At 33.9% G+C, this 15,331-nt stretch carries 10 protein-coding genes; 2 read left to right on the forward strand and 8 right to left on the reverse strand.

The window, feature by feature from the left end; translation table 11 throughout:
- Positions 1–59 precede the first annotated feature (59 nt).
- From ABS764_RS01205 to ABS764_RS01230, 6 genes are all read right to left on the reverse strand, one after another.
- Positions 60–1,196 (reverse strand): aspartate aminotransferase family protein, encoded by a 1,137-nt coding sequence (locus ABS764_RS01205; RefSeq protein WP_408079131.1) that lies wholly within the window; start codon positions 1,194–1,196, stop codon positions 60–62.
- A gap of 126 nt (positions 1,197–1,322) precedes the next feature.
- The gene (gene argC, locus ABS764_RS01210; protein ID WP_408079133.1) at positions 1,323–2,300 is read right to left on the reverse strand and encodes an N-acetyl-gamma-glutamyl-phosphate reductase; all 978 of its coding nucleotides are present in this window, start codon (positions 2,298–2,300) and stop codon (positions 1,323–1,325) included.
- A 101-nt stretch (positions 2,301–2,401) separates the two neighbouring features.
- Positions 2,402–3,595 carry an argininosuccinate synthase gene (locus tag ABS764_RS01215; protein ID WP_408079135.1) on the reverse strand — a complete coding sequence of 398 codons (1,194 nt, stop codon included), beginning with the start codon at positions 3,593–3,595 and terminating at the stop codon, positions 2,402–2,404.
- A gap of 39 nt (positions 3,596–3,634) precedes the next feature.
- Complete coding sequence (locus tag ABS764_RS01220; protein ID WP_408079137.1) at positions 3,635–4,300, reverse strand: GNAT family N-acetyltransferase; 666 nt, start codon at positions 4,298–4,300, stop codon at positions 3,635–3,637.
- 419 nt (positions 4,301–4,719) lie between these two features.
- Positions 4,720–5,904: a hypothetical protein gene (locus tag ABS764_RS01225; RefSeq protein WP_408079139.1), complete on the reverse strand. Its 1,185-nt coding sequence runs from the start codon at positions 5,902–5,904 to the stop codon at positions 4,720–4,722.
- 135 nt (positions 5,905–6,039) lie between these two features.
- The gene (locus ABS764_RS01230) at positions 6,040–7,509 is read right to left on the reverse strand and encodes an MFS transporter (RefSeq protein ID WP_408079141.1); all 1,470 of its coding nucleotides are present in this window, start codon (positions 7,507–7,509) and stop codon (positions 6,040–6,042) included.
- Positions 7,510–7,787: 278 nt separating this feature from the next.
- On the opposite strand from ABS764_RS01230, the gene ABS764_RS01235 reads away from it, so the two are divergent.
- Together ABS764_RS01235 and ccsA are read left to right on the forward strand one after the other, a co-directional pair.
- Positions 7,788–9,815, forward strand: coding sequence for a beta-N-acetylhexosaminidase (locus tag ABS764_RS01235; RefSeq protein WP_408079143.1), 2,028 nt, complete (start codon positions 7,788–7,790; stop codon positions 9,813–9,815).
- Positions 9,816–9,964: 149 nt separating this feature from the next.
- Positions 9,965–13,204 (forward strand): cytochrome c biogenesis protein CcsA, encoded by a 3,240-nt coding sequence (gene ccsA / locus ABS764_RS01240; RefSeq protein WP_408079145.1) that lies wholly within the window; start codon positions 9,965–9,967, stop codon positions 13,202–13,204.
- 115 nt (positions 13,205–13,319) lie between these two features.
- Here the strand turns inward: ccsA and ABS764_RS01245 are convergent, their stop codons facing one another.
- Positions 13,320–14,117, reverse strand: a complete 798-nt coding sequence (locus ABS764_RS01245; protein WP_408079147.1) for a serine protease family protein — start codon at positions 14,115–14,117, stop codon at positions 13,320–13,322.
- Positions 14,118–14,301: 184 nt separating this feature from the next.
- Positions 14,302–15,246, reverse strand: coding sequence for a tRNA dihydrouridine synthase (locus tag ABS764_RS01250; RefSeq protein ID WP_408079149.1), 945 nt, complete (start codon positions 15,244–15,246; stop codon positions 14,302–14,304).
- Positions 15,247–15,331 lie beyond the last annotated feature (85 nt).

Genomic DNA, 15,331 nt, shown 5'->3' on the forward strand with positions numbered 1-15,331 from the left:
TAAAATTATTCAAAAACCTTTGTTCAATTTTTAAATTCAACAAAGGTTATGGATTTATATTATTTTAATTCCGCTAGGGATTCCTGTAGAGCAACGATAAAAGTATCAATCGCTTCCTTAGTAATCGTCAGGGGAGGAAGGATTCTCAATAAATTTTTATTATTGGCACCTCCTGTAAAAATATGTTTTTCAATAATCATTTTCTTTCTCAGAGCACTCACGTCAAAATCAAATTCGACTCCTAACATCAATCCTCTTCCTTTTACCTGTTTGATTTCAGGAATTACTTTAATCGCTTCAAGAAAATAAGCTTCTACTTCTTTAGCATTTGCCATTAAGTTTTTAGCTTCCATTACATCCAGCACTGCAATTCCTGCTGCACAAGCTAGGTGGCTTCCGCCAAAAGTGGTTCCTAATAAACCATAACTGGCCTGGAATTTTGGAGAAATTAAAACGCCTCCAATAGGGAAACCGTTCCCCATTCCTTTAGCAGTGGTTACAATGTCTGGGTTGATTCCGTGATGTTGAAAAGCAAAAAACTTTCCACTTCTTCCATAACCTGATTGTACTTCGTCTAAAATCAGAACAACATCATTCGCTGCGCAAGCTTTTTCTAATGCTTGGAAAAATTCGGTTGTTCCCTGGTCTAAACCACCAACCCCCTGAATAGGCTCGATGATAACGGCACAAACATCTCCTTTTTGCAATTCAGCTTCAACCAATTCGATTTGGTTCAATGGCAGGAAAGTAACTACTTGTTGTGCATTGATTGGTGCCACAATTTTTTTGTTATCTGTAACCGCAACGGCTGCCGAAGTTCTTCCGTGAAACGAATTATCAAAAGCAATAACTCTTGATTTATTGGTATGAAAAGAAGCTACTTTTAAAGCATTTTCATTGGCTTCAGCCCCAGAGCTACATAAAAACAAGCTGAAATCAGTTAAGCCAGAAGCTTTTCCTAATTTCTCAGCTAATTCCACTTGTAATGGATTCTGAATCGCATTCGAGTAAAAACTCAAATTATCCAACTGTGCTTTTACTTTAGCCACATAATCCGGTTGGGTGTGACCAATAGAAATTACTCCGTGACCAGAGTATAAATCTAAATATTCAATTCCTTTATCATCTGTAATCGTACAATCTAATGCTTTTACAGGGGTAATAGGATATAATGGGTAAACGTCAAATAAGTTCATTTTGTTTTAATTTAAAGATTTAAAAATTGAATGATTTAAAGATTCATTGTTGTATCTGAATGAATTTTAAATGAATAAGATTTACTAATTTTTAAATTATTAAATCCTTCAATCTTTTAATTGTTTTTAGAATCCACAAGGTTTCAAATGCAATCCTGTAGTCTCGTCTAATCCAAACATCAAATTCATGTTTTGAACGGCCTGACCAGAGGCGCCTTTGAGTAAATTATCAATAACAGATGTTATTAAAACCCGGTTTCCTTTTTTCAATAAACTAATAATACATTTGTTGGTTTGAACTACCTGCTTCATGTTGATGTTAGTAGTTGTAACAGTTACAAACGGTTGATCAGCATAAAAAGCTTCGTATTTGGCAACCAAATCTTCTAAACTTTCTTCTGATTTTGTATATAATGTTGCAAAAATCCCTCTTGGAAAATCTCCTCTGTTAGGAACAAAAATCAATTCGTCACTATAAGAAGCCTGCAATTGATTAATGCTTTGATTGATTTCACCCAAATGTTGGTGTTCGAATGCTTTGTAGTGTGAGAAATTGTTGTTTCTCCAACTAAAATGTGATGTAGCAGACAAACTAACTCCAGCTCCTGTACTTCCTGTTGTAGCATTGATATGCACATCTTCAGTCAATAATCCATCAGCTGCTAATGGCAATAAAGCCAATTGGATTGCTGTAGCAAAACAACCTGGATTTGCAATGTATTTGGTATTCTTAATATCGGTTTTGTTTAGTTCAGGCAAGCCGTACACAAATGTTTTTCCGTCGAAATTTTTATCTTTTGTTAAGCGGAAATCATTTCCTAAGTCGATGATTTTGGTGTTGTCAGAGAATTTGTTGTTCTCTAAGAACGAAATTGATTTTCCGTGTCCTAAACACAAGAAAAGTACATCTACGTTAGGATTGATAGTGTCAGTAAAATTCATTTCTATATCACCCATTAAATCCTGGTGTGCAACAGAAAGTGGTTTTCCGGCATTAGTAGTACTGTAAACAAAATCTAATTTGGCATTCGGGTGAAACATCAGGATTCTAATTAATTCTCCTGCCGTATATCCCGAACCACCTATTATTCCAACTTTAATCATAATATTTTTTTTAGTCTAAAGTCATAAAGTCTAGAGTCATAAGTTTACTGAAGGCTATTTCTAGCTCTTTTTACTTTATGACATTCGACTTTTGGACTTAATTATTCGTATGTTTCATTATTTACTGATGAAAAGATGTTTTGAGCATTGCCCAAAATTTTGATAAATCCTTTCGCATCTTCTGATGTCCAGGCATTATTCATTTCACCGTATTGACCGAAACCTGTATTCATTAAATCATTTGGCGATTCGATTCCGTCTAATGAAAAGTGATACGGTTTCAATGAAACTGTTACAGTTCCATTTACTGTTTTTTGAGTGTCTTCCAGGAAAGTCTCGATGTTACGCATTACAGGATCTAAGAATTGTCCTTCATGGAATAACATTCCGTACCAGTTACCCAATTGTTCTTTCCAGTATTGTTGCCATTTTCCAAGAGTATGTTTCTCTAATAAATGGTGCGCTTTGATAATAATTAATGGAGCAGCAGCTTCAAAACCAACTCTTCCCTTAATTCCAATAATCGTATCACCTACGTGAATATCTCTACCAATGGCATAAGCGTTAGCTAATTTTTCAAGAACAACAATGTTGTTTGAAGGTTTGTCAGCAACACCGTTTACAGCTACTAATTCTCCTTTTTTAAATTCTAAAGTAACTTTTTCTTCTCCTTCTTTTTGTAATTGAGAAGGATATGCTTCGCCAGGTAATGGTTGTCCGGAAGTCAATGTTTCCTTTCCTCCAACAGAAGTTCCCCAAAGTCCTTTGTTGATAGAATATTGTGCTTTTTCCCAAGAATAGTGAACTCCGTTTTTAGAAAGGTAATCTACTTCTTCCTGACGCGATAATTTCAAGTCACGGATAGGAGTGATGATTTCAATTTCAGGAGCTAAGGTTTGGAAAATCAAATCAAAACGAATTTGGTCGTTACCGGCACCTGTACTACCATGAGCAATTGCACTGGCACCTACAGATTTTGCATATTTAATAGCTTCAATGGCCTGAAAAACACGTTCAGCACTTACTGAAAGTGGGTATGTATTGTTTTTTAATACGTTACCAAAGATTAAATACTTGATAGCTTTATCGTAATATTTATCTAAGATAGTAAGGTTAGCATGTTTAGCACTACCTAATTCATACGCTCTGTCTTCGATAGCTTTCAATTCGGCATCATCAAAACCTCCTGTATTAATTAATACGGTGTGAACTTCATATCCTTTTTCATTTTTTAGATATTTAAGGCAATATGAGGTGTCTAAACCTCCACTATAAGCTAATACAACTTTTTTCATTTTTATGTAACTATTATATATGCTATCGGCTTTTGGCTTTTAGCTGATTAGATTTAATTTTTTAAATAATTTGACATATTCGTCTTTGTTTTCTAAAAACAACGCTTGCTTGATTTTTTTCAAACGATTCCAGATCCGGACATTAAATGGATGTTTAGGCGGATCTTTTGGCTTTTCGGCAGGATCGTATAACATTCCTGTACACAAACACATTTTGTAATCTTTACTTTTTAAAATTTCAAAATTAGTACAGGTTTTACAACCGGACCAGAAAGTAGGGTCATTAGTCAACTCAGAAAAAGGAACTGGTTTGTATCCTAAATCAGAATTGATTTTCATTACTGCTAAACCAGTAGTAATACCAAAAACTTTGGCTCCTGGGTATTTTTTTAAAGAATAGTCAAATACAAAGGTTTTTATTTTTTTGGCTAAGCCTAAATTTCTAAAATCAGGATGTACAATTAATCCGGAGTGAGCAACAAATTTACCGTGTTGCCAACTTTCGATATAGCAGAAACCTGCAAAATCACCGTTTTTATCTAATGCGATAACGGCATCCCTGTTTTCCATTTTTTTCTGGATGTACTCAGGAGTTCTTTTTGCTATTCCGGTTCCTCTCAATAGGGCAGACGTTTCTATCGTATCGCAAATAATTTGTGCGTACTTAAAATGTTCTTCCTGAGCTATAACAATAGAGATATTCATTTCAAAAGATGAATTTTGGGTTAAAAAAAGTTAAATAATTATATTTTAGTCTTGAACCTTTTTTGAAATTGATTGCAAAATTAACATAATAAAACCAACAAGAAAAAATGTAGGAATATAAAATAAATAAAATTTCACTTTTTGGATATGTTAATCCAACGGATAACGGCTGTAATTTCAATGTGGTACTAATAAAAGAATGAATATAATAAAACAAAAGCATTTTAGATACTATACAAGTATCCGTACTTCGGGCGAAGTAACTGGTTTGTCTATCCGTGACAAGGTAGTAATATGTAGACTTTTGTAATTCATTGCAGCAAAAGTAAGCATATTTTTGAAACTGAACACGATTTTATAATTTATTTTAACATTTAGAAACGCAGTTTAAATAGATTATAATTAAATCTTTCCAGAAATTAATTACTGATTTTGTTTTTAGTAAAAATATCCTTCAGCCTCACTTTTAAATCTTCTCCTGCATCATAAATCATTTGCTCATTGCTGGGAAACGGAACTAATTTTCGATTAAAATAAGAATAATAAGCTTCTTCAGTAGCTCTTTTATCACCTTTGTAAGTTGCATAATCATTTCTGAAAACAGATTCAGATGCTAAAGGGAAGCTGTGTAAGACTTGTTTGTTTTTGTAATCAACATAATCCACAGTAGCTGTAATCTGGCATGCTTTAAACTGATTAAATTCTTTTATTCGGATGACAATAGTTTTTAAATTATCCACCTTAATCACTTTTCCAAGGCTGTCTTTTACCTGCTTTCCGTTTTTGTCTAAAAGATCTTTTACACCGTCTTTAATTACTTTTTCTTTAACAAATTCTTTTTCTTTAATTTGTTCCGGTGTGATATTGATTGCTTTGAAATTAATAATAATCTGATAGTCGTATTCTGTCTTATTCTGAAAAGTATTGTGATAAACAGTCCATTTATCATCCATTCCGAAAGTGTTGAAATTCAATAAATCATTTTGCAAAGCCACAGGAATAACCATATTAGTCTGATTGCGTAATGCTACATTTACATAATATCTTCCTTTGTTTAATGCTTCCTGCTGAAGTTGTAAAGTATTGTTGTAATTAGGATTGATTTGATTCAGATATTCTAAATCGTCATAAGCTTTTCTGATTTGTTTTTTATCGGAAGATTTTAATAAAGCGATACTATTGGTATATAAAAATTGAGATAAAGCATTTTTACTTTCTGCAATTTGTTTGTTATAATTATCGAATGGAAATTTGGCATTCTTACCTTCTTTTATAAATTTTAACGGAAGTAAAGGTTTTATTTTTTCCTGTCTGTTATCTAACTGAATATAGGTGTTAAAAATTTTCTCCAGATTCGCTGGGTTTTTCTCCTGTTCTAACAGGTTTAAATGGTTTAAATCCCTTTCTTTTGCTTTTGCAAAAGCTTCTTCGAGCAGGTATACATAATCCTGATTTCCTTTCTTGTCTTTGTTTGAGCGTAAGTTATAAACAGCATTATCAATTGCCTCGTCATAATTTCCGGAAGTCAACAGGTTTCGCGTTTGTTTCACTCCACAGGAAGTAATAAAAAGGATACAGATAAACAGGACTAATTGTTTTTTCATTTTCAAAATTTTGAACAAATATATTTTTAAAAAATCAATTATTCTATTATTTAAATTCTGAATATGTTGTTTCAGTAAAAAAGTCATCAAAATAAGTTTGATGACTTTTTACATATAAAATATAACGGTATTTTTCTAATGCCCACCACCTTCGGTTTCGACATAGAAAACACCTTGTTTTTTTAAGATTTTAGGACAGTAAAAACCATAAAAACCTAAATAAGCAAATCCTAAAAGCGGAACGATATATGAAAAATGCGTCCAGGAAATCCCTATAATTCCTTCCGGGTTACTTAAGTCAAAATCGCATATTCTTCCCTGAATTAAAGGAATTATACCACCTCCCAGAATCATCATAATTAAAAAAGAAGACGCTTTTCCGGTATTTTTTCCTAAACCTGCAATGGCTAAATCAAAAATAGACGGCCACATTATTGATAAAAACAATCCACCTGAGATAAAAAAGAATTTTGCAATTTCCCTGTCTGGGTATATTAAGCCAATTAACATCATCACTAATCCTGAAACTCCAAAAAGCATTAAAGTCTTGCCGGCATTTTTTCCTCCAATAAAACTAATCAGTATAAAAAGCAATATCCATGCAGGATAAATATAGAAGGCAGAAACATTGTGTTCAGCAAAAATATTAGTAAAAATAATGACTCCAAAAGCTAATGCCGGAACAATAAATTTAAGTGCGATGGTAGTTGTTTTAGAAGTATTAAACACATTTACTCCGCCGTTCCAGCGTCCAATCATTAAACTTCCCCAATACAAAGCGATGAATGGAGGAATGGCTTCTTCCAGTATATTTCCAAATTCGGCAGTTTTTAATAAAGCTGGAAGGTTGCTTATTATAGTAACTTCGGTTCCTACATAAATAAAGATAGCAATCATCCCTAAATACAACTGTGGATAATCTTTTATAGCAAATTTTTTATTTCCGGCTTCTATTTTTACCTCTTCTTCTTTAGCGGGATCTTCTATTTTTGAAAGTAACATAAAAAGCGCTACCGCAATAAACGCCATTCCGAGTATAATAAACGGAAGTTTAATATCTTCTAATGAAAGAGCTGTTTTTTGATTATCTCCCATTCCAAACAGTGCGATACCAAGTAAGATAGCACCGATAGTGGTTCCGAATGAATTAACTCCTCCGGCTAATGTTAATCGGTGGGCGCCGGTTACAGGACTTCCCATTTTTATAGCTAACGGATTAGCTACAATTTGCTGGATTGAAAAACCCAATCCTACAGTAAAAAGTGCTGTTAAAAAAAAAGGAAAACTTTCCATAGTGGCAGCCGGAACAAACAGAAAAGAACCCAATGCCGAAAGTGTTAAACCGGCAGCTAGAGTTTTTTTATAGCCAAATCTTTGTAATACATCTGATTTTAATGATATCAGGAAAAAAATTAAAGAACCCACAAAATAAGCCGCATAAAATGCCCAGGCTACTAATTGGGATTGAACTTGTGATAAGGTAAATACTTTTTTAAAGACAGGTATTAAAATGTCATTGGCAGAGCCAACAAATCCCCAAAAAAAGAATACGGTTACCAGAGAAATAAACTGCCCCCATTTTGTTTGTAAATTTTCAGAATCCATAATTTTTCAGGTGTTTTTTTAGTGAAGTGTTTTTTTTAGTGCAGGTAAAAGTATTTTTAAAAAACTGAATAAAAAAATAATAGAAAGCCCAAATTTAGAAGAATGTTGACAGAATGTTATGATTGATTAAATACTCCTGATTTATGAATGATTTGTCCATGTGAATGCTCGTTTTTCAAGGCATTTAAACAAATGTTTTTTTAAATTAATCTTTTTAAAACAGTTATCTTTATGGGCTGTATATCGTTTTTTTTGTAATTTATAAATGTATCAGCACTATGAAATATTTATTTCTGTTATTAATTGTTGTTAGTTCAAATGCTCAAACTAAAAAGGAACAGCAGTTAAGTTTAATGCCTTTGCCACAAAAAGTAGTTGTTTTAAATCATACTTTTTTATTAACTAAAGATTTCAAAATAAATATTTCCGGAAACCCAGATTCCAGAATTTTCAAAGCAGCTACTGTTTTTTTAAGAAGATTGGATGAAAGAACGGGATTGTTTTTCAATCAGGGTTTTATATCAAAAAAAGATGAATTTCCGGAAGCACAATTACAAATTAATTGCCTTCAAAAAGGAGAAACCGGAATCCATGATGATGAAAGTTATCATTTATCTGTACAGTCAAATAAGATTCAGATAGAAGCAACGAATGATTTGGGTGCGCTTCATGCTTTAGAAACACTTTCGCAGCTGCTTCAGAATAATAGAACTTCATTTTATTTTCCTTCAGTTGTAATTGAAGATAAACCAAGATTTTCCTGGCGTGGCTTAATGATTGACGGTTCGCGGCATTTTCAGCCTGTTAACGTAATTAAGCGAAATCTGGACGGAATGGCTGCTGTTAAAATGAATGTTTTTCACTGGCACTTAGCTGACGATCAGGGTTGGCGAATTGAAATAAAGAAGCATCCCAAACTTACGGAGTTAGCTTCTAATGGTAGTTTTTATACTCAGGAAGAAATTAAAGAAGTGGTGAAATATGCTGATGAAAAAGGGATTATGGTGGTTCCGGAAATTGATGTTCCCGGGCATGCATCGGCAATATTAACAGCTTATCCCGAAATAGGAAGTCGGTTATCTGGTGAAGAACCTTATGCTGTCGAAATCAGATCAGGAATTCACAATCCTGCTTTAGATCCTTCTAATCCTTTAACTTATCAAATACTAAGTGAAATTTTTGATGAAGTTTGTCCGTTGTTCCCCGGTCCTTACTTTCATATTGGCGGGGATGAAAATAACGGGAAGGAATGGGATGCTAATCACAAAATACAGAAATTTAAAAGAAAAAATCATTTAGAGACCAATCATGATTTGCAAACTTATTTTAATTTGAAATTAGTTCCAATGTTAGAAAAACATGGCAAAAAACTGATGGGGTGGGAGGAGATCATGACTAAAGAGATGCCAAAGAATGCTGTTATTCATTCCTGGAGGGGAGTAAATGAGGGTCTTGAGCCAGGAGCTTCTCTTGTAAAAGCCGTCAAAAATGGCTATAAAACAGTATTGTCAAATGGTTATTATATCGATTTGATGCTGGGTGTAGACAGTCATTATCTGAATGATCCAATGCCTGAAAATGTGGTTTTGACCCAAGAGGAAAAAGCAGGAATTCTGGGAGGTGAAGCCACTATGTGGAGTGAACTTGTAACGCCTTTAACGATAGATTCCAGAATATGGCCTCGTACAGCAGCTATTGCCGAAAGATTGTGGTCTAATGACACCGTGACAAATCTGGAAAGTATGCACAAGCGGTTGAAGCAAATTTCATTTCGGTTAGAAGAAATTGGTTTGACACATATTCGAAATAAACAAGTAATCTTAAGAAACATCAGTAATTATCAGGATACCCAATCTTTAAATGATTTTACGAATATTTGCGAACCTTACAAAATTTACAAACGCAATGGAGGAGGAAAAAAATACATGATGTATTCTCCGTTAACTTTGTTTGCTGATGCCTGTACTGCCGATGCAGCTGATGCTTATGAGTTTAATAAAGCAGTAAAAAACTATTTAGAAAATAAGGAGTTGGTTAATCAAAAAATAGTGACTGATTATTTAAAAAAATGGATAGCTATGGATTTAGATTTAACTCGTTTGAGTGCCAATGCTCCTTTAATTCAGCCTGTTTTACCAATGTCGAATAATTTAAGTAAGGTGAGCGGATTACTTTTACAAACGATTGAAAATAAAAGAAATATCAGTAAAGCATATTTGAATGAATTGCTGGAACAATTCAATATCAGGAATCCGGCTGATGTGGAACTGGCAGTTTATGATAGTCTGAAAAAGCTGGCTGAGTAAAAAAACATATAATTTTTGCATTCATAAAAGAAGATTACATAAGGAGTTAGTGGTTCTTAATTTTGGATTAAATTAACAATTACACCGCTTTAGTACTCAACATTTTTGAGTACTTTTGTCGCACTTTTATAAAACGCAATCCTTTTAAAATGGATAAAAAAATCTACTCTTTTTTATTTTCTACCCGCTTAATGGCTTTTCTTTTTATTGCTTTTGCAGTAGCAATGGCAACAGGAACTTTCATCGAAAGTAAATACAATACGGATACAGCCCGAATCTGGGTTTATAATACCTGGTGGTTTGAGGGAATTATGGTGTTTTTTATGATAAACTTCATCGGAAATATCAAACGTTACCAATTATTAAAAAAAGAAAAATGGGCTACTTTATTGTTGCATTTGGCTTTTATTTTAATTCTGTTAGGTGCTTTTATCACCCGTTACATTAGTTATGAAGGCGTGATGCCTATTCGCGAAGGCGCTGCTGAAAACCAATTCTATTCCGAGAAAACCTTTTTATCTGTTTTTGTTGATGGAGAATATAAGGGCGAAATGAAACGACGCGTTTTTGAAAAACGTTTATTACTTTCCCCGGTAACGGATAATAATTTCTCTGTTTCAGGACAATTTGCCGATACTCCCTTTGAAGTAAAATACAAAAACTTTATTATGGGAGCAAAAGAGTATATAAAACCTGATGCTAACGGAACTTTATACATGAAATTAGTGGAAGCCGGTGATGGCGGACGTGAAGAACATTTTCTGAAAGAAGGCGAAGTGCAGAATATTCATAACGTACTTTTTGCTTTGAATAAACCTACTGATGGTGCTATCAACATTAATTTTGACGGAAAAGAATATACTATAGAAACACCATTTGAAGGAAACTTTATGCGTATGGCTGATAAGTTTCAGGGAGCGGTAACTAAAGATAATGTTCAGCCGTTGATGATGCGTTCGTTATACAGTATTGGTGATATCAGAATCGTTTTTCCGGATCCTGCTGTGAGAGGAACTATTGAGTATGAATCCAATAATGACTTTAAAGCTAAAAATCACGAAGATGCTCTGGTTGTAACCGTAAATGCCGAAGGACAGGAAAAAGAAATTACGCTGCTGGGTTCTAAAGGGAAAACTGGAGAACCAAAAACAGTAAAAATTGGAAACATTGAATATTCTTTATTCTACGGCAGTAAAGCTTATATTTTACCATTTAAAATTCAATTGAATGATTTTATAGCTGAAAAATATCCCGGAACAGAGAAAAGTTATTCTTCGTTTGAAAGTAAGGTAACCGTTCAGGATTCAGCAGAAAAATCCTTTGATGCCCGAATTTATATGAATCACGTATTAGACCATAAAGGCTATCGTTTTTTTCAATCAGGTTTTGATCCTGATGAAAAAGGAACCATATTATCAGTAAATCATGATTTCTGGGGAACGAATATTACTTATGCCGGTTATTTTTTGTTGTTTTTTTCATTGATGGCAATTATGTTTACCAAGCATTCCCGTTTTGCTGATTTGAAACGAAAATTGGATGTCGTTAAAACCAAAAAAGAAAAACTAATTACCATTTTAGTTTTGTTCTTAAGCTTCAATGGTTTTGCACAAATGCAGGATCACGACCATGATCATGAAGGGCACGACCACAATCATGAACATACCGAACAGGAAGCCGGGCATAATCACGCACATACAGAACAGGCGGGAACAATGCCGGCAAGAGTGGCTCCGACGGAAAAACAAATAGATTCCTTACTTACAAAATATAAAGTTTCTGAAAAGCATGCCGCTCAGTTTGGTCGATTAATCATTCAGGATGCAGGCGGAAGAATGAAACCGATTAATACTTTTTCGTCTGAATTGTTGCGAAAAGTAAGCCATGCTAATGAATACAAAGGCATGAACTCTGATCAGGTATTTTTGTCCATGTCACAGTATGCACAATTATGGATTGAGGTTCCTTTGATTTACATTAAAAGCGGCAATGACAGTATCCGTAAAATTATTGGTATTGATACTAAGGCCAAATACGCTCCTTTTATTGCCTTTTTTGACGGGCAGGGTAACTATAAATTATCTCCTTATTTGGAAGCAGCATATCAGGCCGCAAATCCAAATCAGTTTGAAAAAGACTTTGTAGAAACCGATAAGAAAGTCAACCTGATGGAATCAGCTTTAAGCGGAACTATTTTGAAAATTTTCCCGATTCCGAATGATGCTAATAACAAATGGATTTCTGTTAACGATTTAGCAACAGCAGGCTTAAAAGGCATGGATTCTACGTACACTAAAAGCGTTTTACCATTGTATTTTGGTTCTTTGACGAATGCTGCTGTCTCAGGAGATTATAAAAATTCAGATGATTTGCTGGAAAGTATTCATGGTTTTCAAAGAAAATATGGTGAAAAAGTATTGCCTTCAGAAGACAAAGTCAGTATGGAGATTTTGTATAACAAATACGATGTTTTCCAAAAATTACCATATTGGTATTTAACAGCGGCTATTTTAATGCTTCTGTTCACTATCTTAAAAATATTCAAAGAAAGAAAAGTACTGAATTACTTAGTTAACGGAATGCATATTTTCATTGGATTATTATTTGCATTGCATACCTTAGGATTAATTGCGCGCTGGTACATTTCAGGACATGCGCCATGGAGTAATGCTTATGAATCGATTGTGTATGTTTCCTGGGCAACGATGTTTTTTGGTTTGGCTTTCGATATCAAATCAAAGCTGACTGTTGCTTCATCGGCTTTTGTAACTGCAATGATTTTAATGGCAGCCTACATGAACTGGATTGATCCGGAAATTGCTAATCTGCAGCCGGTGTTGAATTCCTATTGGTTAATGATTCACGTTGCGGTAATTGTAGCGAGTTATGGCCCGTTTGCATTAGGATTTATACTTGGGTTTGTATCGTTGGTATTAATCTTTTTTACCAATGAAAAGAACAAAACCAAGATGGATTTAAATATTAAGGAAATAACTTATATCAACGAAATGGCATTAACCATCGGATTGATTATGTTGACTATTGGGAACTTCCTGGGCGGACAATGGGCTAATGAAAGCTGGGGACGTTACTGGGGCTGGGACCCAAAAGAGACTTGGGCTTTAATCAGTATTATGGTATATGCTTTTGTAATTCATGCTCGTTTTGTACCCGCATTACGAGGGAAATGGGTTTTTAACTTAATGAGTATGTTTGCTTTTATTTCCATTTTGTTTACGTATTACGGAGTTAATTTCCACTTGGTAGGATTGCATTCGTATGCCAGTGGGGAAGCACATTCACTAAACTGGATTTATTATTCGCTGGGAGGAATTGCTCTAATTGGAGCGATCACATACCCCACATACCGAAAGTATTATAAGAAATAAATAGGTTTCATTTTAATGTAAAAAGGTTCAACTCTGCAGTTGGACCTTTCTTATTTGAATTAAGTGGGATACTCCGTTAGTTTCTAGCCAAACCGAACATTCAAAGTTTTGAAATTTAATTTAAATTATTCAATAAATCCCAAATGTAAAATGATGGCGTGATTGCTGCTAATTTTCCACCAGTATTATCTCCAGCTGTTCCGTGAACAACTCCAATTAATAATGTTCTACCTAAGCCCATATACATTGTTTTTTTTACTGAACAAAATACACCGCCACCACTTGCTCCTTGCATACTAGGTTGATCCAAGTAATAAAAAGTGCATTTTGATTTAGTATCATATCTTTTATTGGTAATTAAACCACTTGCAAGATATGCAGTAAAACTAAGTGATGAAAAATGTTTAAGATCTAAATCAAGTAATGGATAACCAAAAAATGTTACATCATTATCTCTCGGTAAGGTATCTTGTCCTTTATATATAAACTTTGATGAAAATGAGGATTCATAAAATCGTTTTTGAACATCATTATTAACAGGTAAAAGTTCAATAATAGATAAATCTGCCTCGATATGGTTAATCCAATCAATTTTATGGTTAGGAGTAAATAAAGAAAGATTAAAAATTACGGGTTTATCACCTGTTATACGAAAAACAATTTGTGAATTTATTTTCATTTCTTTTGCAACATGATTAGCAGTTAAAAGAAAATACCGTTTATTATGGTTAATTATTGTTCCAGTTCCACCTATTCCTGATGTATCGGTGACTTTTTGATATAAATAAACAGACATGTTAGAAATTTCGTCTATTGTCCAAAGTGAGTCCTTTTCCATTTTAACTGATTGACCAAAAGCAGTTAAATTGAAAAGTAAAAAGTAAAACCCTATAATTTGGATGTTTTTTTTCATAAGTTTTAATGGAGATTTCCGTATAGTTTTTGGCGATTGTCACTAACAGTATACTTTATAAATAGCGGTAATCTAACCAATTTTAGGCGTACAGAACTACTGAATAGCCTAATTTTAACAAATGTATTATTTTTTCTGGTAAATTGTAGTTAAGCAGATTTTTTTGGTATTATCTATTGGAAACCTACCCCTCCTTAATAATCTCCCTAACCGCCTGCTCATAATTCCGGATACTTTTCGCCTTTTTGATCTTTTTATGCACTTTGTGTGGATTCGAGAAAATAACTGAAAAGTACTCCCAGAGATGGTGCATTTTTAGCAGAATATGCGTCGCTCCTGATAAAGATTCGCTATAACCAGCGTACAAAGTATCATGAAAATCACTGAATAATTCCATTTTGTTGGACGGATATTCGGAGCTGTTGTTTTTAATCATGGAAGGTAAAAAAGGATCGGCAATTAATCCGCGACCAATCATCCAATGATCAATCGATGGAAAGCGTTCCTGCATTTTGTGAAATTGAGCTACCGAAGTGATATCGCCGTTGTAGTACAGTTTTAGTTTAGTATTATCTACACATTGCTGGAAACCGTCTAAATTCACTCCGCCATTGTATAATTGTTTTCCAATGCGGGCATGAATGGCTACATTTTTAATGGGATATTTTTCTAACAACGGTAAAACATCCAGAATTTCCTCGGCATTATCATATCCCAAGCGCATTTTCATCGAAACAAGGATATCTGATTCGGCATGTACTCTTTTAAGAATGTCATCAATTTTTTCACTCTGGCAAATCAGTCCGGAACCCATTCCGGATTTGGTTACCATTGGATACGGACAGCCTAAATTCCAATTCAATTCTTTGTATCCTAATTCCTGAACATATTTGGAAACAAACAAAAATTCGTCCGCATCATTAGTAATCACTTGCGGAATCACTTCTAATCCTTCATTATTTTCAGGAAGCAAGTCCCGTTGATAAGATGATTTGATAATGAGTTTTCCGTTTAAACGAATGTAAGGAGAATAGAAAGTATCAATTCCTCCAAAATATTTGTTTTGGGCATTTCTAAAACGAAAATCGGTAAATCCCTGAAGAGGCGAGGAAAGGAGGGTATAGCTCATGAAAAATTATAATTGTGCAAATATAATCAATGCAAACTAGAACTGTATGAAACAAAAAAAGACTTTCATGAGAAAGCCTTTTTAG

The sequence above is a fragment of the Flavobacterium plantiphilum genome (assembly GCF_046000495.1).
GTDB lineage: Bacteria > Bacteroidota > Bacteroidia > Flavobacteriales > Flavobacteriaceae > Flavobacterium > Flavobacterium plantiphilum.